Annotated in this window: 14 protein-coding genes, 1 tRNA gene and 2 pseudogenes; 12 read left to right on the top strand and 5 right to left on the bottom strand. The window is 43.6% G+C overall.

Annotation, left to right across the window (positions count from 1 at the left end; genetic code table 11):
• Nucleotides 1–163: 163 nt before the first annotated feature.
• Together QUA04_RS23455 and glcD are read left to right on the top strand one after the other, a co-directional pair.
• Nucleotides 164–1,048 (top strand): DUF6671 family protein, encoded by an 885-nt coding sequence (locus QUA04_RS23455; RefSeq protein WP_333261418.1) that lies wholly within the window; start codon nucleotides 164–166, stop codon nucleotides 1,046–1,048.
• Nucleotides 1,049–1,117: 69 nt separating this feature from the next.
• Nucleotides 1,118–2,593 (top strand): glycolate oxidase subunit GlcD, encoded by a 1,476-nt coding sequence (gene glcD / locus QUA04_RS23450; RefSeq protein WP_333261415.1) that lies wholly within the window; start codon nucleotides 1,118–1,120, stop codon nucleotides 2,591–2,593.
• 204 nt (nucleotides 2,594–2,797) lie between these two features.
• Here the strand turns inward: glcD and QUA04_RS23445 are convergent, their stop codons facing one another.
• Complete coding sequence (locus QUA04_RS23445; protein ID WP_333261412.1) at nucleotides 2,798–4,615, bottom strand: PAS domain S-box protein; 1,818 nt, start codon at nucleotides 4,613–4,615, stop codon at nucleotides 2,798–2,800.
• Nucleotides 4,616–5,154: 539 nt separating this feature from the next.
• Between QUA04_RS23445 and purH the strand changes: the two genes are divergently transcribed.
• Nucleotides 5,155–6,702, top strand: coding sequence for a bifunctional phosphoribosylaminoimidazolecarboxamide formyltransferase/IMP cyclohydrolase (gene purH, locus QUA04_RS23440; protein WP_333261409.1), 1,548 nt, complete (start codon nucleotides 5,155–5,157; stop codon nucleotides 6,700–6,702).
• A 293-nt stretch (nucleotides 6,703–6,995) separates the two neighbouring features.
• Complete coding sequence (locus QUA04_RS23435; protein WP_333261406.1) at nucleotides 6,996–7,928, top strand: 2OG-Fe(II) oxygenase; 933 nt, start codon at nucleotides 6,996–6,998, stop codon at nucleotides 7,926–7,928.
• Between the two features lie 177 nt (nucleotides 7,929–8,105).
• Here QUA04_RS23435 and QUA04_RS23430 read toward each other — a convergent pair whose 3' ends face one another.
• Entirely contained in the window at nucleotides 8,106–9,587 is a 1,482-nt protein-coding gene (locus QUA04_RS23430) for an ankyrin repeat domain-containing protein (RefSeq protein WP_333261402.1), read from the bottom strand.
• Nucleotides 9,588–9,683: 96 nt separating this feature from the next.
• Here QUA04_RS23430 and QUA04_RS23425 point away from each other — a divergent pair, with 96 nt between their 5' ends.
• The 4 genes from QUA04_RS23425 (at nucleotide 9,684) to QUA04_RS23410 (ending at nucleotide 13,806) form a co-directional block, all read left to right on the top strand.
• On the top strand, nucleotides 9,684–10,154 hold the full coding sequence (locus QUA04_RS23425; protein ID WP_333261421.1) for a DUF4079 domain-containing protein: 471 nt from the start codon (nucleotides 9,684–9,686) through the stop codon (nucleotides 10,152–10,154).
• A 116-nt stretch (nucleotides 10,155–10,270) separates the two neighbouring features.
• On the top strand, nucleotides 10,271–10,807 hold the full coding sequence (locus QUA04_RS23420; RefSeq protein WP_006631672.1) for a hypothetical protein: 537 nt from the start codon (nucleotides 10,271–10,273) through the stop codon (nucleotides 10,805–10,807).
• Nucleotides 10,797–11,246: a DUF7689 domain-containing protein gene (locus QUA04_RS23415; protein ID WP_333261398.1), complete on the top strand. Its 450-nt coding sequence runs from the start codon at nucleotides 10,797–10,799 to the stop codon at nucleotides 11,244–11,246. The genes QUA04_RS23420 and QUA04_RS23415 overlap by 11 nt, the downstream gene beginning before the upstream one ends.
• Nucleotides 11,247–11,433: 187 nt before the next feature.
• Nucleotides 11,434–13,806 carry a restriction endonuclease gene (locus QUA04_RS23410; protein ID WP_333261396.1) on the top strand — a complete coding sequence of 791 codons (2,373 nt, stop codon included), beginning with the start codon at nucleotides 11,434–11,436 and terminating at the stop codon, nucleotides 13,804–13,806.
• Here QUA04_RS23410 and QUA04_RS30030 read toward each other — a convergent pair.
• Both QUA04_RS30030 and QUA04_RS23405 read right to left on the bottom strand, forming a co-directional pair.
• Nucleotides 13,807–14,151 (bottom strand): annotated as a pseudogene (locus QUA04_RS30030) (zinc-ribbon domain-containing protein); the annotation flags it as partial.
• A gap of 569 nt (nucleotides 14,152–14,720) precedes the next feature.
• Nucleotides 14,721–14,791 (bottom strand) — tRNA-Cys (locus tag QUA04_RS23405).
• Nucleotides 14,792–14,967: 176 nt separating this feature from the next.
• On the opposite strand from QUA04_RS23405, the gene cpdA reads away from it, so the two are divergent.
• From cpdA to QUA04_RS23390, 3 genes are all read left to right on the top strand, one after another.
• Nucleotides 14,968–15,747 carry a 3',5'-cyclic-AMP phosphodiesterase gene (cpdA, locus tag QUA04_RS23400; RefSeq protein ID WP_333261393.1) on the top strand — a complete coding sequence of 260 codons (780 nt, stop codon included), beginning with the start codon at nucleotides 14,968–14,970 and terminating at the stop codon, nucleotides 15,745–15,747.
• A gap of 191 nt (nucleotides 15,748–15,938) precedes the next feature.
• Entirely contained in the window at nucleotides 15,939–17,417 is a 1,479-nt protein-coding gene (locus QUA04_RS23395) for an alpha-amylase (protein WP_333261390.1), read from the top strand.
• Between the two features lie 202 nt (nucleotides 17,418–17,619).
• On the top strand, nucleotides 17,620–18,396 hold the full coding sequence (locus QUA04_RS23390) for an SDR family NAD(P)-dependent oxidoreductase (RefSeq protein WP_333261387.1): 777 nt from the start codon (nucleotides 17,620–17,622) through the stop codon (nucleotides 18,394–18,396).
• 92 nt (nucleotides 18,397–18,488) lie between these two features.
• Here QUA04_RS23390 and cofG read toward each other — a convergent pair whose 3' ends face one another.
• Entirely contained in the window at nucleotides 18,489–19,439 is a 951-nt protein-coding gene (cofG, locus tag QUA04_RS23385; RefSeq protein ID WP_333261384.1) for a 7,8-didemethyl-8-hydroxy-5-deazariboflavin synthase subunit CofG, read from the bottom strand.
• A gap of 362 nt (nucleotides 19,440–19,801) precedes the next feature.
• Between cofG and QUA04_RS23380 the strand changes: the two are divergent.
• Nucleotides 19,802–20,280 (top strand): annotated as a pseudogene (locus QUA04_RS23380) (photosystem II q(b) protein); the annotation flags it as partial.

The following is a 20,280-nucleotide window of genomic DNA, read 5'->3' as shown; positions in this document are numbered from 1 at the left end:
ACCTTTTAAGTGGACATATAAGGGTAAAGTCTTGGCTGTCTAATAGTCTGTGTATTTACGCCGAGGTGTACTAGCCACTTTTAAGATTGACGCTTAAGTGCTGAATTGATAACTTAGGTCAAAGGGTGTATTTGAGCCTTCTGTTATGAAATGATGCTGCTGTATGTCTAATATTTATGAGCCTGTGAATCCCCATCAATTATTGAGTGATCGCACCGCAGTTCTTGCTACCATGCACCAAAAAGAACGGGTAATGGCTCCCGTTTTGGAACGAGAATTGGGCGTAAATATCCTAGTACCTGCGGAGCTTGACACTGACAGTTTCGGCACCTTCACCAGAGAAGTTAAACGCTTAGGAACACAAATAGAAGCGGCTCGCCATAAAGCACAAAAAGCCCTAGAAATTGCGGGCGAAACTCTTGCCTTTGCCAGCGAAGGTACTTTCGGCCCTCACCCCATGATGCCGTATCTACCAGCTAACAGAGAAATAGTAATTTTATTAGATCGAGCCAACAATCTAGAACTTATCGGCGAATCTTTGTCCGTAGAAACTAACTACAATCACCAGTTAGTTTCCAGTATACAAGAAGCAGATGATTTTGCTAAAAAAGCTGGATTTCCCGAACATGGACTGGTGGTTATAGTGGGCGATGCTGCACTCGGTAACGGCGAAATTGTCAAGGGCATTAGGACAGAAAAACAACTTTTTGACGCTGTGGCAGCAGGCTTAAAAAAATCGTCAATCGGCCGAGTTCACATCGAAACAGATATGCGGGCGATGTACAATCCAACTCGGATGAAAAACATCGAAAATGCAACTCTCGATTTAGTGAAAAAATTTAAGCAGTTCTGCCCGGAGTGCGGTTGGCCGGGATTCGATATTGCTGAGACGAAAATCGGATTGCCCTGCGGACTTTGCTATTTTCCGACTCAGCTAGTGCGATCGGCAATCTATAAATGCAAAAACTGCGGTTATACTAAAGAAAAAGTATTTCCCGACGGTCGAGAGACTGCCGATCCTTCCCTGTGTCAATACTGCAACCCTTAGAAAAATAATTGCACAAAAATAGTAAAATTTGCAACAATATTATTGAGAGTTCCCTAATTAAATTCACTAATGATAGCAATAGAAACAGAACGCAACTGGAAACCGGTTATTAAAGAATTTGAGGCTGTAGTCGGCAAAAATGGCGTCGTGCAGCGCCGCGAAGAATTGATTGTCTACGAGTGCGACGGACTCGCCAGCTACCGCCAGCGCCCCGCCCTGGTGGTATTGCCTCGAACTACCGAGGAAGTGGCGCAAGTGGTCAAAATATGCGATCGCAACTCAATTCCCTGGGTTGCTAGAGGCGCAGGCACCGGCCTTTCCGGCGGCGCTTTGCCTGTAGAAAACTGCGTGCTGATTGTCACTGCCCTGATGCGAAAAATCCTGAAAGTAGACTTAGAAAATCAGCAAGTAGTCGTGCAACCGGGAGTAATTAATAACTGGGTAACGCAAGCAGTTAGCGGCGCTGGTTTCTACTACGCGCCAGACCCTTCCAGTCAAATTGTTTGTTCGATTGGCGGCAACGTTGCCGAAAATTCTGGCGGGGTTCACTGCCTCAAATACGGAGTCACAACGAATCACGTTTTAGGATTAAAATTGGTCCTTCCCGACGGTTCCATTGTCGATGTCGGTGGCGAAATTTCCGAAATGCCCGGTTACGATTTAACTGGTGTATTTGTCGGTTCCGAAGGCACTTTAGGAATCGCCACAGAAGTTACTTTGCGAATTCTCAAAGCGCCAGAATCGATTTGCGTTCTCCTAGCGGATTTTTCCAGTATAGAAGCAGCGGGCGAATCGGTTTCCGATATTATCAGCGCTGGCATTATTCCCGGCGGCATGGAAATCATGGATAACATCAGCATCAATGCTGTGGAAGATGTGGTGGCAACTGGATGTTATCCCCGCGACGCGGCGGCAATTCTCCTCATAGAGATCGACGGTTTAGAAGTGGAAGTTGCCACAAACAAACAGCGAATTGCCGATATTTGCAAGCATAACGGAGCGCGAAATATCACCACAGCAAGCGACCCGGAAACGCGCCTAAAAATTTGGAAAGGGCGGAAAGCTGCTTTTGCGGCGGCGGGTCATCTCAGCCCGGATTATTACGTGCAAGACGGGGTAATTCCGCGCACGCAAATGGCTTATGTTTTGAAAGAAATTGAGGGTTTGAGCGAGAAATACGGTTATCGGATTGCTAATGTATTTCACGCGGGAGACGGGAATTTGCACCCGCTGATTCTGTACGATAACTCGGTAAAAGGTGCGCTGGAAAAGGTGGAAGAATTGGGGGGGGAAATTCTCAGGCTTTGTGTGAAAGTTGGGGGGAGTCTTTCGGGGGAACACGGTATCGGCGCTGACAAGAAGTGTTTTATGCCGGATATGTTTTCGGAGGTAGATTTGGAGACGATGCAGTGGGTGCGTCAGGTGTTTAATCCGAAAGGTTTGGCGAATCCTGGGAAGATGTTTCCGACGCCGAAGACTTGCGGGGAAGCTGCGAGGGCTAAGGTTGAAACTTTTAAGAAGTTGGAGGGTGCAGAGGTTTTTTAATTAGTTATTTAGGCGGGTAAGGTGAGCAGAAAAGCACCTGATAATTCTCTCTACAATGGGGAGGCAAAGCTTCTAAGTATGCGTTCCCAGCCTGATTCGGGTAACGAGAAAAAACGATTTTTCTCGTTTTTTAGGAGTGCGAACGTCCCGCTCGCTTGTTTGCCTCTATATCAAGTTGGTAAAGCGCGGATTGCCCATTCTGCGCTAAGGTGCGATCGGAATTTTGATAGTAAATTCCGTGCCCTTGCCCAATTCCGAAGTACAATATAATTCCCCTTTGTGTCTTTCTACAATAATTTGATAGCTAATTGACAAACCCATTCCCGTGCCTTTACCAACAGGTTTGGTAGTAAAAAATGTATCGAATATCTGCTGTTTGACTTGCTCAGTTATTCCCGGGCCATTGTCAGCAATTTTAATTTCTACAAGATTGCCGACAACTTCCGTACCAATCCTAATTTGGCTGGGATTTTTTAGCATTTCTTGACAATTTTGCCTACTGTTCGCCTCTTCTAAAGCATCGATCGCATTGCTGAGAATATTCATAAAAACTTGATTGATCGGCCCAGCAAAACACTCAACAGTCGGCAATTCTCCGTATTGTTTGACAATTTGAATTGGCGGCTTTTCTCCGTTGCCTTTCAAACGGTGATTGAGAATTAACAGCGTGCTGTCAATACCTTCGTGGAGGTCAATGGGTTTCATCTGTGAATCGTCGTGCCGCGAAAAGTTCCGCAGCGACTGCACAATCTGGCAAATCCGCTCGACACCAACGCTCATTGAAGACAGTATTTTAGGTAAATCTTCCGCTAAAAAATCGAGCTCATTTTCTTCTCTTTCCTGTTGAATTTCCGCGACTGGATTAGGATAATGCTTTTGGTAAAGTTCGAGGTGGTCAAACAAGTCTTGAGTATAATTTGTGAGATGAGCGAGATTGCCATAAATGAAGCTGACTGGGTTGTTAATTTCGTGAGCGACGCCGGCAAGTAGCAATCCCAAACTAGACATTTTTTCGCTTTGAACTAATTGGGAATTAGTGGCTTTGAGTTGCTCAAGTGTGACTGCTAATTGAGCGGCTTGTTCTCTGCTTTGTGCTTCGGAATTATGCAAGGCTTCTTCGGCTTGTTTGCGCTCAGTGATGTCTCTCTGTACGCCAATAAAATGAGTTAATTTACCCATTCGATCGCGCACAGGAGATATTGAGAAACAATTCCAGAAAGCGGTTCCGTCTTTGCGGTAATTCTTTAATATTACCTTGCATTCGCTTTCTGTTTGCAAGGCTTGGCGAATTATTTCTACTGCCGCCGGGTCGGTATCGATTCCGTGCAAAAATCGGCCGTTTTTTCCGATAATTTCCTGCCGGCGATAACCTGTCATGCTTTCAAAGGCGGGATTGCAATAAATAATTGGATGTTCTGGGTCAGTGGCGTCAGAAATCGTAACTCCGGTGCTAGTAGCTGCTATAGCTCGATCGTACAACCAAAGCATTTCTTCTGCGCGTTTGCGATCGGTAATGTCCCGTAGCGTAGCTAAATAAGCCATTTCTCCATCCCATTCCGTTTCCACCACCCGCATTTCTACTACAGCATTTGCTTTTTGCTTGCGAATAGCTTCAACTTCTGTTTGCACGACGCGAGTTCCTGGTGCTTCTGTTTTTCCAACTTGGGGAATAATATCCGTCGCCATCTCAAGGTCGCAAGCTGAAACTTCTACTACTAAATTGCCAAAAAATGCTTGCCCTAGAAGTTCCTCTGCGGTGCAGTTAAACAGCGCTTCTGCTGACGGGTTGGCAAAACAAATAAGTCCTAGCTTGTTGACGATTGCGATGCCGTCGGCATTTTTTTCGATCACATTCCTAAAGCGAGATTCGCTAGCTTTCAAATCCTGCTTTAGCTGTTCCATTGCTCGCTCCATCTGCTGCAATTCGCACAGACTAAGACTATAAGCTTCTGAAATGTTGGCCTGTGCCCAATTCTCGGCTCTTTTTTTGGGCATCTCTTGGTAGTCTGTTCTATTAGTCATACTTTGAGCAGTTTTTTTATGGTTCCTGCTAATATTACTGAGCTTATTTTCTGGATCGGCTTCTTGAAAAAACATATTTCTACCCTACCCACTTATTTTTTACATTCAGGTATTGCGATCGCCCAATTTTTCGGGAAATTTAGGGAGATAGCAATTTACAGCCGATGCTAGCACATTACTTTTAGAATTCATCCTAAAACATCGTTAAAATTTAAGCGCGATCGCTCTCGAATTATCTATTACGTTTTATTAAGTAATTTCAACAACATTCATACTTACGTAGAGAGAGGAATTGTGCAGGATCTATATGGCTTCAATCCCCCTCGCACTCACAAAATAACGAGTTCCACGCGCAAGCCCTAAATATTTAGAAGCCACTGGCCAGTATAAAATATTATATAAGTTGACAAAAAATATAGTTTAACATAAGCGAACTCATCATTAAATAATCATAATTAGCCATTACCAAATCATCTCCCAGCAGGCAGATGTGATATAGAATATAACCTATCTATTTTTGCGATCGCAACTTCAAACCAATGGCACGTCTAGCACTTCTGAGCACATCCAATAAAAGCGGACTAATCGACTTAGCGCGCAGTCTAGTAGAAGAATTTGAATTTGACATAATTAGTAGTGGCGGGACAGCAACGGCCCTCAAAGAAGCAGGCATCCCAGTGACCAAAGTTGCGGAATATACTGGTTCTCCCGAAATTTTGGGAGGGCGAGTCAAAACACTTCACCCACGAATCCACGGTGGCATTTTAGCACGCCGCGATGTACCGGAAGACCTCGCAGATTTAACCGCCAATCAAATTCGGGCGATCGATCTAGTTGTAGTCAATTTGTATCCATTTGAAGAGACAATTTCTAAACCAGGAGTTACTCTAGCAGACGCAATTGAGCAGATAGATATCGGTGGGCCGGCAATGTTGAGAGCTTCCGCCAAAAACCACGCTCATTTGACAGTCTTGTGCGACCCAGAACAGTACAATACTTATTTAAAAGAACTGCGAGAAAATGGCGGCGAAGCATCCTTAGAGTTTCGGCAAAGATGCGCTCTAGAAACCTTTAAACATACAGCCAACTACGATCGCGCGATCGCAACTTATCTCAGCAGCAGCCAATCCGCTGAAGCATCTTCGCTACCAGATCAGTTTAATTTATCAGGAAAAGAGTTGCAAACTCTCCGCTACGGCGAAAATCCCCATCAAGCCGCCACCTGGTATCAAAGCGGAAGTACACCCACAGGCTGGACGACTAGCACCATCCTGCAAGGCAAAGAACTAAGCTACAATAATTTAGTAGATTTAGAAGCAGCAAGGCGGCTAATCGTAGAATTCCCCGATACCCCCGCCGCCGCTATTCTGAAGCATACAAATCCTTGCGGTACAGCCTTGGGAACAACTATTTCTGAAGCTTATCAAAAAGCATTCGACACCGATTCAGTCTCAGCTTTCGGTGGAATAGTTGCTCTCAACCGCTCCATTGATGCTGCTACCGCAACGGCTTTAACCCAGACATTTTTAGAATGTATCGTCGCGCCAGGGTGCGAACCAGAGGCCGAAGAAATTATCAAGAAAAAGGCGAAAGTTCGAGTATTAATTTTGCCAGATTTGACTCAAGGGCCGCCACAAACTGTTAAAATTATTGCAGGCGGTTTGCTGGTGCAAGACTCAGATAATATAGTAGAAGAAACTAGCAAATGGCGGACGGTTACTGAGAAACAGCCGACGGCTGCAGAGTTGGAAGAATTGCTGTTTGCTTGGAAAGTAGCGAAACACGTCAAATCAAATGCGATCGTTGTGACGCGCGATCGCACTACAATCGGTGTCGGCGCCGGACAAATGAATCGCGTGGGTTCGGTTAAACTAGCATTGGAACAAGCAGGAGACAAGAGCAAAGGAGCGATTTTGGCTAGCGATGGTTTCTTCCCCTTCGACGATTCAGTCAAAACGGCGGCTGAGGCGGGCATAATTGCGATCGTCCAACCGGGCGGAAGTATGCGCGATCAAGATTCCATTCAAGCCGCCAACCAACTCGGAATCACAATGGTTTTCACTGATATCCGCCACTTCTTGCATTAGGAATAATACCTAAAGCAATTCTCAATTGTGTATTTTATTGTAGGGATACAATAGTGTTTATTGGTCTTAACAGAAGTCTGAAATTCTTTGTATTTCTGGTTTTACTCTAAGTCTCTATCCCCTAAATCTTCCTCCCGGGGGACTTTGAGAAAACCCCTGTTCCCCCTTCTTAATGGGAATTTAGACACTCTTTCCCCCCCTTTTTAAGGGGGGTTAGGGGGGATCTGGAAGGCTATGACACCAATCAACACTGTTATGTCGTACCAAATTCCTAGTTGCGTCCTTCAAAAATTATGACTTACACTCAACCGCAAATTAAACCCCAAGACGTAAAAGTCAAAATTCTGCTCACCGGGGGACATCAGTGTACCGTCACCCTCAAATCCGACACACCATTATTGCACAGCCTTGTCAAAACATTAGTCGATCGCACTCAACAAACACCCGGTTTTTCCACCTTATTTCAAATCCCTATAGACGGAGGTCGTTCCGCCCTTTCTTTTCCCGGCGAAAACCTAGTGGGATTAGTCACCGAACCCCCAATTTACTTGCAGGAACTGCAACCGCAGCAGCCTGCAACTCCCGTAGAAATTCCCGACACAGAAATTCCCCCCCCTGCGCCGCCTGTAAATGACGACTTAATATCTCGCTACGCCCAAATAGACAACTTTTTGACACCTGCCGAAAAGAATAAACTCATCAAATATGTCTTAGCAAAAGAATCAGAATTTGTGAGTACCAGCACCTCAACCAATGCCGAAGATTACCGCCGTTCGATGGTACTCCACTCGTTCCCCGAATTTTCGGAACTGATGGTTAATCGCATCAAAGCAATTCTCCCCGACGTGCTGAAAAGTTTAAATATTCCGTCATTTCCCCTGGGTGAGATAGAAGCTCAGCTAACCATGCACAACGACAACAACTTTTATAAACTTCACAACGACAGTGGCTCGCCAGATACCGCCAGCAGATTTTTTACTTACGTTTACTATTTCTATCGAGAACCCAAGGGTTTTTCAGGTGGCGAGTTGCAGATTTATGACAGCAAAATCGAGAACAATTTTTATGTGGCGGATAAGACATTCAGAACCGTTGAGCCTCGCAATAACAGCATAGTATTTTTTCTGAGTCGCTATATGCACGAAGTTTTGCGAGTTAGCTGTCCCTCAAAAGCTTTTGCTGATAGCCGCTTTACTATTAACGGCTGGGTACGCAAAGCAAATTGAGGTTAATTCATAGTCCTAGACGCACTAATCACCTAATTTTGTCATTCTGAGTAAAGCGAAGAATCTCAAATTATTGCCACACCGTTACAATGCGTAAGTCCCGATATGTGAGCTTCTTCACTTCCCAAAGCCTACCCTCAGAATGACAGAATTACCTTACTCAAAACTATTTCATTCTTACTCCAGTGCTCCAGCACTTTTGAGCAATTTCACCACGCTGGAATAACCCTTAAACTCAGCCAGCATTAAAGCTGTATAATTTCCCGGATTTTTGTGGTTTAGTTCTGCACCAGCATCAATTAAAATCTTTACTGCATCAGGATAACCCCGATGTGCAGCCCACATTACAGCGGTTGCGCCCGAATCATCCAGCAAGTTGACATCTGCACCTTTTTCCACTAATAATTGGACGATCGCAATATGACCCCGATCGCACGCCTTCATTAAAGCCGTTTTCCGCAAATCCGCCGGGATATTCACATCCGCACCGCCGTCAAGCAAAGCCTTCACCGTCTCGGTATGTCCGTGAAAAGCAGCCAGCGTCAAAGCAGTCTCCCCAAAGTTTTTAGCATTCAGAAACTCAGCCCGATTTGAGTTTACTTTTTGCAGCAAAGCCGATACGATCGCACTATGGCCGTGAACAGCCGCCACGAGTAAAGGCGTATCGCCCAACCGATTTCTAGCACCGACACTAGCACCTCGGTTTAAGAGCAATTCCACGACATCTTCGCAGCCTTCAACCACCGCAAAATTCAAAGCAGTTTCATCATCTTTATCCTTAGCGTTGATATCCGCGCCAGCATCGAGTAAGATATGGGCGATCGTCGCATTTCCCCCAGCAGCAGCGGCCATCAAAGCCGTGCCCCCATCTCCATTTTTCACATTCGCATCAGCACCCGCACCAAGCAAAGTTTGCACCACATCAGTATTGCCGGAATCCGCAGCCAAAGTTAAAGCAGTTTCGCCCTCTTTGTCGCGAATTTCGACATCAGCACCCGCAGCCAACAGCGCCTCGACAACTGCCAAATTTCCCGCCGTCGCAGCCAGCATCAAAGCAGTTTTGCTCTCTAGATTTTTAACATTAGCATCCGCCCCACAATTGAGCAAAATTCGCACAATTTCAGCGCTTCCTTGACGGACAGCTAAAAACAGCATAGAATTGTCAGCAACAGCACCCGCATCCACCAAAGCTTTAACAACAGCTTCGTGACCCGATAAAGCAGCTATTTTCAGAGCAGAATCTCCATCTTTATCTTGGACATTTACATCAGCATTAGCATCAAGTAACATCCGCACAACATTGATATCACCTTTCAGAGAAGCCGCCATCAAAACTGTACTTCCATCATCATTTTTAGCATTAACATCAGCACCCGCCGCCAGCAACAGCCGCACAGAGTCAGCCTGTTTGTGAGCCGCCGCCAGCATCAAAGCTGTCAAGCCAAAACGCCTGCTCACATGGTTGACATTAGCGTCATTGTTTAGTAGAATACGCACGATTTCTGTATAGCCCTTTTGGGCAGCAAACATCAAAGCCGTCGTCCCCTCAGAGTCTTTGGCGTTAGCGTTAACATTCTTAGCGAGTAAAGCTTGGACGTGAATAATGTTGCCAGTCTTGGCGGCTTGAATCAATACAGCGTCTTGTTTAGTGGCAGCCATAATAGTCTCTCATACCGTATATTTGTACCGTCGCACGAGACGGCCTGACTGGTATGCTAAGTTTTATGAAGTATGTTTGCTAATCCTCAGAACACTATGAATCTCGAAATTCCTCAGTCAGTGAAAGTTTGGAGCCAATTCATCCACCCAATTTTAATGTGGGTACTGCTGGCCATCTCATTTTATGCTTTGTATCTGGGCCTTCAAATCCGACGTACCAGAAGTGCGGAAGGCGAACTCAAAAAAGAGTTAATTAAGGGCAAATTCAACGTCAAGCACCACCAGATGGGTTCTTTGCTGTTAGCCTTGATGGTTACAGTTGCGATCGTCGGGATGGCCGTCACCTACATCAACAACGGCAAACTATTTGTCGGCCCGCACTTGCTAGCAGGGTTGGGAATGATGGCAATAATTGCGATCGCAGCGTCGCTGACTCCTTTGATGCAAAAAGGCAGTGATTGGGCGAGAAACACTCACATCTTTCTGAATATTGTGCTCTTGGGGCTGTTTGGCTGGCAAGCGGTATCAGGCGTGGAAATCCTGCAAAGAATTATCAGCAAAATGTGATCGTTTGGGTAAGATTGCTAATTGCTAATTGCCGTGAGGTGATTAGTGATTAGCAATTAAGTTGCCATATTTATTAGAGGTTTGACTAGCCCAGCGTTGAGTTATAGGTAAAAAACATGAACCATGATGATTTAGTCAAGATACTAGAGAGTATTGTTCCTATATATGCCTTAAATAAAAGTTCGACATTGACACCCGAAGAATTAGCGAATGAGCTGATTAATGCTGTTGACCAATCTGAAGAACTCTCTAACTTATCAAAACAAGAGAAAGAGCGTTTTTGCCAAAAAATGAATGATTTGTTGATGCGTAATTTTTTAGAATTTCCCTCAAAAGCAAAAAATGTTTTAGAAAGCCAGGTAGAACTCGAAGCAGAGTTTAAGAAGTTCGCCGAAGAATGGCGTGTCGAGACAGGGATGCTATCATTAGTTACACAGAAATCAATGCACCCGGCTTATCAGAGAATTATCGGCATGGGACAGCCAGTTATCCCCTTGATTTTGCGTGACCTCGAACAAAAGCCAGACCATTGGTTTTGGGCGTTGAGGGCAATTACTGGTGACAATCCGGTAAAACCCGAACAGCGCGGCCGCATGAAGCAAATGGCCCTAGCGTGGATACAATGGGGAAAAGAACACGGTTATGAGTGGTAAGCTGGATTACCGAAAAATATTGAGATTTCCTAACTTAGAGCGTACTGAATATGAAGTAACAAGTGAAGAAACAGTAGATTATAATTGTTTTGCTTTCGCTGCTGGCGAAGAAGACTGTAGATGGGATCCGGTAGATCCTGATGGATACTGGGCCGATGGTGTGCCAAGAGAATTAACACTCGACGCTTTTATCAAGGCTTATCAAACTATTGGATATGAATGTTGCGATAATGGTGACCTTGAACCGGGCTTTGAAAAGATAGCAATATACACCTATAACGGTGAGCCGCAGCACGTTGCGAGACAAGAAAACGATGGTATGTGGAAAAGTAAGTTAGGGGATTGGGAAGATATCAAACATGAATTAGAAGGGTTAGAAAATCCTCATTATTATGGGGTTGTTCCACAAGTTTTAAAGCGAACGACAACTCCGGTGTAAATTTTGCCACTGAAATTGTAAGCTGTGGGTGATCGCTTGTCACGTGGTTATCTGTCCCCTAAATATGGTTAGGGGGATGCAAGGTGCGATCGCGATGGCCCTAGAAGTTGAGGTATAACGTGGGGCGTGTTATACTGAGTCATTGTTAGGCAAGGCAAAAGTAACCTCTAGGGGACGAATAACAAAAATGACTGTAAATGAGCTTAAAATAAGATTTAAAGTAGTCATACCACCTGAATGGGATAATCGTCAAAAAGGTAAGTTTTGGGAAGAAATATCAGCCCCTTTATTCCGTCGTCACAGATGGGAAGTGATTGAAAATATAGAGTTTCAAGGAATGCAGACTGATATCTACGTCAAGCACTTAGATACTGGTAAAAGAGGATTAATTGAATGTAAATTCGAGAAAAACCCTATAGAGGCTCCTGCTATATATAAGTTAATGGGTCAAGCTGATTCCGAAGAGGTTAAATATGCCTACTTACTCTCAACTTCTGATCTTAATCCAAAAGCAAAGGGAATTGTTGAGAAATATCATAAGAAACAATATGATTTAGTGATTTGGAGTTCAGATATACTTGCTCAAGTATTTATGGATATATATAATATTAATCTCCCTGAAATAGATATAACCTCTACCAATCGTGTTGAAGCCATTACATTATTAATAACGCATAAAAAAGACTTCTTTTGGGTTGCAGAAAAAATTGGAGACGATGGTTATCCATCTCATGCTATTATTTTTCCCATTCCCAAAAGAAGTGTTAACTCAGAAAACTGGCAAGAATATTTTTCCAGGTACAAGATTTTTTCGGAAAGTCTTGAAATCACAGTTTTTAATCAAACAGTAATTGAGCCTGAAGATAAATCAACTAACCAGTTGAGTTCAGAAATTGAAAAAGTAACAGTATCGAAAATTAATCAGGCTGATAGCTTTGATGATTACCATCGTCCTAGCCGTCCAGAAGATTTCTTTGGACGTGCGGAAACTCAAAATGAGTTTTGGGATTTTCTCAAAAATGTAAGAGATAAAAAAACAGACTTAAGAGTTGTTTGTTTTCCGGGAAGTACGGGCATAGGTAAATCATCTTTAGTTCTTAAACTAGCATCAGACTGCAAAAGACAAGAATATAAAAATAATTTTATATTCCATGTAGATGTTACGAGCAGCTACCTAGAGAAAGAAACTCTATATGTCATAGCTGTTATTAGAAAAGCATTACAAGAAGCTATTGATACTGGATTTATTGATATTCCGAATCACCAAGTATTTATTGAAAGTTCGGAACCACCTTATTTCGATAGTAAATCAATTAAATTGGTAAGACAAAAACTGCAAGAAGCAGATCAAGTTATCTTAATATTTTTCGATCAATTTGAGGAAATTTTAACTAAAAATTCTCTGTCGTCTATTTACGAAATGTTTGAGAAAATAGCTTATGAAGTTGATTCTTATAAAGAGAACATAGTCTTAGGTTTTTGCTGGAGAACAGATGTTAATTTACCCGCAACACATCAAGCTTATCATACCTGGCACACTCTCAAAAAAGTCAGAAGAGATATTGATTTTAGTGATTTTAATAGACAAGAATCATCGAATTTATTAGATAGATTTGATCATTATTTAATTGAAAATCGTAAGGAATTACAGCCAAGGATAAAAAAGTGGTTATTGGATAATTGTCAAGATCAACCTTGGTTATTAAAAAGATTTTGCGGTGACATTTACAATCAAAATATTAATAATCAATTTCAGCTTTATTCAGAACAGAAAAAAGTAATAACCAAGTTTGATATTAAAACAATTTTTGACAAAGATATCCAAAGAGCTACTGTCACTCAATATCATCAGAGTTGTTTAATCTATATAGCTAACTGCTCTCCTGTTTCTAAGGTGGATGTGTGTAACAAGTTTAATGAAGATGTAATTGACAGCCTCTTAAAAAGCAAGCTAGTTATTGAAAATGGGCAAAATTACAAAATATACTGGGATATGTTTCGTGAGTATCTGTTGGAGGGTAAGCTACCTGAGATGATAATAAGCTATAAACCCAGAACAAAAATTTCAACTGTTTTAAAAATATTTAGGATGCTTGATGAATATGAAACAATATCAGACTTAGTAAGTGTATCGGGATATGAATATGGCACTATTGAAAATGCTATTTATGATTTGCAAAACTTCTTTGCAGTAACAAAAGACCCGACCAGCAGTAAAATAATAGCATCACAGAGCTTTTTGCAAAAGTTAACAAATGAGGAAATAGCCGACAAACTAGGGGAAGAAGTCGAGGCTCATGTAGTTATCAAAAAAACCTATGAACAACTGAAGCCTGGTGAATCGATGTCGCTATATAAATTTCAAAAGTTGTTGTCTAATAGACAAACAACTGCAAAAGATTACGCCAGTAAAATGTTGTCATGGTTTTATTTTACTGGTTTGCTTGAAAAAAGACGTAACGATATAGTAAGACCAACTCATGCAAAGCAGGGAAAAGAAAAGGGGAAACTTTTAGATCAATCAGATTGGGTACAACCTAGCTTATTAGACTTGTTATAATCACAAAGTTATATTTGCTAGGGAATTAGTAATTGACTGTCCAGCACAAAAAGGGCATTTTTTTCCTTTAGTCCTATTAGCAGGAGAAACATCCCACTCATGCTCAGGATAATTGGAACATTGCCACCAAACTTTTTTTCCAGAATGCTTTGTCACTTGATCTGGAGTAAGATTTTCATTCTTAGTCGGATGCCATTCTTGAGCAAGTTTAGGGTAAAGACTTGCTAGGGAATTAGTTACTGAAGGCTTCTGTCCGTTACAAAAAGGGCATCCTTGACTTGAGTTAGTTCTTTTACCAGGCGATGTATCCCATTCATGATCAGACCCTTCGGGACATTTCCACCAAACTTTCTTGTGTTAGCCTGCCGAAACTTGGTCTGGAGTGCGTCCACCATTTTTTGTGGGATGCCATTGCGCTGCTAGTTAGAGTATTACCATTAACAACGCACAACAATGCTTTTTATTCAGGAGAGCTATGGTATGCTTTTTATGGATGGATAGATGCTCCTATATAGGAAGAATTTAGATGGGATATGGTTAACGATGTAGTAAAAATGCGTCATCAGGGACGATTTAGACAGGAGACCAAGTTAGATGCGGTGGTCGTATCATTTTCTAGAGATACGATAATCCTAGAAAATCCTTACAGTCGAAAACCTATTAAACCTTGGTTATGGAAAAGGCTAGTTGTTCTACCTAGGTTTAATTTTGAGATGTCATATACCAATTGGCCGGCGGTGAATTTAAGACAAAGAATAGAGCTAGAACAAGAAAAGTTAATAGCGTTATCATCTATAGCTTTATAAGCAAGCGTAAGCTTCCATTCCTGCTGCTTTCCAATCTTCATTAAAATTCACCCAACAAGTCTAATCTATCACCACAGACAAATAATGTGGCGATCGACAAATAAATTAAGGCGGCACCCAGATTTGAACTGGGGGTGGAGGTTTTGCAGACCTCTGCCTTACCACTTGGCTATGCCGCCGTCACGTCTGAAATTTGACTTTTTCTTATAGTACACCAAATCTCGAAAATTTTAACATACCTGTCAAAAATTTCGTAAAGCGCAGCTATCCCGTAGGGAATCGCCCTTTTTTCCCATATCCCCAAAACCCATCCGAGGCTATTCTAGAACTACATCGATCGCCCGCAACACCAGCCATGACACCAGTTTCTCCCTTACTCGTCGCCCAAATCACCGACACTCACTTGTTTGCAGAGTTCGATCGCACTTGGAAAGGCCTCTCAACCGCCCGCACCCTGCAAGCAGTTCTAGAACACCTGCAACAGATCCGGCCCCAGCCAGACTTACTGCTGCTGACAGGCGACTTGTCTCAAGACGAAACACCTCAATCCTACGAGCTCCTCGCCTCCCTGATTTCCCCGCTAAATATCCCCGCTTACTGGATACCTGGAAATCACGACAACGTATCTGTAATGCAGCAAATCTTAGATCGGCGGCCCATTTCCCCAGAAAAATCTTTTCAGCTAGGAAACTGGCAATTTCTTTTGCTTTCGAGTGTGGAAGCCGGATGCGACGGCGGGCGGCTTTCCCCAGACAGCTTGCAGTGGCTCGACTCTCAACTGCAACAAACGGGCGATCGACCTGTGATCATTGCCTTGCACCATCATCCTTTGCCGATCGACTCTGAAATAATGGATGGAATGATGCTGCACAATGCCGATGAATTTTTGGCAATTGTCGAGCGATACCCTCAAATCAAAATCGTTCTTTGTGGCCACATTCACCAAGAATTTCAACAACAGCGGGGCTCAGTTACCTACTTGGGGACACCCAGCACCTGCATCCAACTTTTACCGAAAAGCCATCCGATTATCCTTGACGAAATCCCGCCCGGATTTAGATTGCTTGAATTGGCGATCGACGGTACTTGGAACACCAGAGTTGAGCGAGTTGCTGCAAAATCGCCACCAAATTAATATTTTTTACTCTGCCTAAAATAATTTTTATCAAATTTACATTCTGTTGTCAATACATCAACAGATAGATTTTTTTTAGCAGCCCCATCTTTTATGATATTTATTAACCATAGATTGCAGACATACGTAAACTAGCGAGCTACGGACATAAATGTCGATCGCAATTTAACAAAACAGAAAAAACTAAATTTATGTCTGAACTAAATGGCGTGATGATGCAGTATTTCCACTGGTACAGCCCCGACGACGGCAGCCTGTGGAATCAGCTAGCGAAATCTGCACAAGATTTAGCCAAAAAAGGCGTTACATCCCTGTGGTTGCCGCCAGCCTATAAAGGAACCGGCGGCGGTATGGATGTGGGTTACGGCGTCTACGACTTATTCGATTTAGGCGAGTTCGACCAAAAAGGGTCGGTACGCACAAAATACGGCACAAAAGATGAGTATTTAGCCGCGATTAAAGCTGCACAAGATGCAGGAATTAGGATTTATGCCGATGTTGTCTTCAACCACAAATTAGGTGCAGATGCAGAAGAAGAAGCCGAAGCCACACCATTCAATCCCGACAACCGGAATGACACTGTAGGCGAATATCAAAAAATCAAAGCTTGGACGCATTTTACCTTCCCCGGTCGCGATAAAAAATATTCCAGCATGGAGTGGCATTGGTGGCATTTTGACGCCATTGATTACAACGTTTACGACACAGAAACCCATGCCGTTTACCTGCTAAAAGGCAAAGAATTCGATCGAGGAGTAGACTTAGAAAAAGGCAATTTTGACTACCTCATGGGTTGCGATTTAGATATGGACAACCCAGAAGTCACCGGGGAATTAAAATACTGGGGTGAGTGGTATGTCGATACAACAAACGTTGACGGCTTTCGCTTCGATGCCGTCAAACACGTATCAGCAAAATTTTTCCAAGAATGGTTGGAACACGTCCGCCACTATGCCCAACGCGACCTATTTGCCGTCGGCGAATATTGGTCTTACGAAGTGGAAGCTTTGCACTCCTTCATCCAAGCAACCGATGGTAAAGTCACCTTATTTGACGCACCTCTCCACTACAACTTCCACGCTGCTAGCAAAGCCGGCAATAGTTACGACTTGCGAACAATTTTTGATAACACCCTCGTCCAACAGCAACCAACCCTCGCCGTTACCTTGGTTGACAACCATGATTCCCAGCCCTTACAATCCCTAGAATCAGTTGTCGAAGCTTGGTTTAAACCTCTTGCCTACGCTTTAATCTTGCTGCGGCGCGAAGGATATCCGTGCATTTTTTACCCGGACTATTACGGCGATAACTATAAGGATACAGCAAACGATGGCAACGAATACGAGATTTGGTTAGACAAACATCAGTTTATTCTCGATAAATTCTTGTTAGCGCGCCAAACTTATTCCTACGGCAATCAGTACGATTACTTCGACCACGCCAATACCATTGGCTGGACGCGACTCGGAAATGAAGAACATCCGGGCGGCATGGCTGTGGTACTCAGTAACGGAGGCGATGGCACCAAGTTTATGGAAGTCGGACAACCGAATCGAACTTATATTGACATCACCGAACACATCAAAGAACCAATCACAACTAATGACGATGGTTGGGCTGATTTTCGGTGTAACGCCGGTTCTGTTTCGGTCTGGGTGCCACAGTCGTAAGAACTGCGTTAAAATTGACGTACTCCTCAGCCTAAAGTAGGGTGTGCAGTGCACACCTTACCGCTATAATTAGTACATTAAACCACTTTTTACTTTCATGATTTTGATGACGAAAAGTTGTTTGTAGTGAGGACTAAAGTCCTCTCTCTAGTATTATTTTTATTCTATGCGATCACCCAAAAAAATATTTATCTAAAAAAATATGAAACTTTCAGAAAAAGTTGCAGTTATTACCGGCGGTGGGTCGGGAATTGGTCATGCAGCAGCAATTTTAATGGCTAAGGAAGGCGCAAAAGTTGCTATTATCGATCACATTTTGGAAACGGGGCAAGAAACCGTCCGCCAGTTGGTCAATGAAGGAGGCTGCGGGCTGGCTATTGCCGCAGATGTTGGGGATTCTCACCAAATGCAACAAGCATTTCAAACAATTTTTGACGAATATCAAAGAATTGATATTTTGTTTGCAAATGCGGGTATTAACGGTGTATGGTCGCCGATAGAAGAGATAGAAGCCGATGAGTGGGATCGGACAATTAACACCAACCTCAGAGGAACATTTTTGGCTGTTAAGTATGCTGTTCCTCATCTGAAAAAACAAGGAGGTTCAATTGTAATTACATCATCGATTAATGGCACCCGAAGTTTCAGGAAAGTTGGTGCCACGGCCTACGCTTGTTCAAAAGCTGCCCAAGTAGCGTTTGCAAAAATGCTGGCGCTAGAACTCGCAGCCTGCCAAATCAGAGTCAATGTGATCTGTCCGGGCGGGGTGCTAACTGCAATTGAAGAAAGCACCGTTAAGCGCCATATCGATCGCATTCCAGTCCCGCCTGATTCTATTCAAGACATGATTCCTTTGACGGATAATACGGCAGGTTCTAGCGAAGAAGTCGCCCAATTAGTGTTATTTCTGGTATCACATTCCTCCAGCTTCATCACAGGTACTGAAGTCTGGATTGATGGTGGCGGTTCTTTGATTTAAAATCTCAATAGTTTATTTTTATCACTCGGCGGTAGAAACCGCTTCTACACAAACTTTCGTCCCAGCAGAGGGGGACTAAAAAATAAGAATTTCTAATGACTAACTCTCCATTGTTTAACAGCCGTTTGCAATGTCTGCGGCAGCCACTTATTGTACTGATGATAAACAGGCAAACGCTGCACAAGTTGCCATCCTGCTGCTGCTAAAATTTCTGTTAAAGTTTGGTGTTGCAGGTGAGGATAATCGGGATTAACTTCATCCCGCGGCCCAATTCCTCCTAAATCTCTAGCACCTGCTTCTAAACAAGCCAGCAATATGTCTGGCTGTGCAACTAAATTCGGGGGAATTTGCAGCCTGATTTCAGATGGTAAAATGCTGCTAGCGATCGCAATTACTTCCGGCATTTTTGTAGCATCAAAAAGTTCACCGTCCCAACTTTGCTGATTTCCCGGACTGTGTGGCTGGAGGATAACTTCTTGAATGTGATTGTAACGCGAATGAATCCGGGCGATCGCCTCTAATGTCTCCACCCAATCGGCCTCACTTTCCCCAATTCCCAGCAGCAAACCAGTTGTAAACGGAATCTTCAATTCCCCAGCCCATTCTAACTGTTGCAGCCGCAGCGCGGGCACTTTACTTGGTGCGTGTCGATGAACCGTTTTTAACAAATCTGGGGCAAGCTGTTCTAGCATCAGCCCCATCGATACATTTACCTCTTTTAACAGTGCCATCTCCTCAAAGCTGAGCGGCCCCACATTAGTATGCGGCAAAAATCCCAGAGCAAGTGCCAGTTCGCACAAATCGTAAATCCGCTGCAACCAAGCTTTTCGCCGTTGACTGTGAGGATGTACCTCGCCGCTGAGGATGAGAATTTCAATTACACCTTGAGTTTGCAGCAGCAAAAGCTGTTTTTCGGCTTCTGCGAGTGTCAGCCAAGGACTTTGCAGCGGTTCTGCCCGAAAATTGCAATAGGTGCAGCGGTTAAAACACTCGTAAGTGGGAACCAGAGTATAAGCAGGGCTGTAGGTGACGGTGCGGGACATTCCTTGGGATTTTTATCGATCGGACTTACGCAACAACATATATCTGTGCAGTGCGAGTTTTGCGGTTGGCGAGCGCAACCCTTCATCTATCTTAACACTGACGCAAGCCCGGAATCTCGTTGCCCAGGTAGATTATGAGTATTCTTCATTTGTGGGCGATCGTCCACAAATTCCGCATTCAGCTTTTCAACTCCCTATACAGCAAGCCTTCTGGCTTTTAAAAAGCATAATTTATGACACCTATAAGAAAAACTGTGCTTAGAAGGCCTTTACAAACTGAAATAAAAGCTTTATGTTTATTTACATGGCGGAACACAAAGCCGTCACGAACATTGAAAACCAAATAAAGCAATCATAAACAAATGACAACAACCTTACAGCAACGCGAAAGCGCCAATGTCTGGGAACGCTTTTGTGAGTGGGTAACATCAACCGACAACCGGATTTACATCGGTTGGTTCGGAGTCTTGATGATTCCCACCCTGTTAAGCGCCACCATCTGCTACATCATCGCCTTCATCGCAGCCCCTCCAGTGGACATCGACGGCATCCGCGAACCAGTAGCAGGTTCCTTGATGTACGGTAACAACATCATCACAGGTGCAGTTGTTCCCTCATCCAACGCCATCGGCTTACACTTCTACCCAATCTGGGAAGCAGCTTCCTTAGACGAGTGGTTGTACAACGGCGGCCCCTACCAATTGGTAGTATTTCACTTCCTGATCGGCATCTTCTGCTACATGGGTCGTGAATGGGAACTATCTTACCGCTTAGGTATGCGTCCTTGGATCTGCGTCGCTTACTCTGCACCAGTTGCAGCAGCAACCGCAGTATTCTTGAT

The organism is Microcoleus sp. S13_C5 (assembly GCF_036700845.1).
Lineage (GTDB): Bacteria > Cyanobacteriota > Cyanobacteriia > Cyanobacteriales > Microcoleaceae > Microcoleus.
This window is presented reverse-complemented; position numbering and strand designations above follow the sequence as displayed.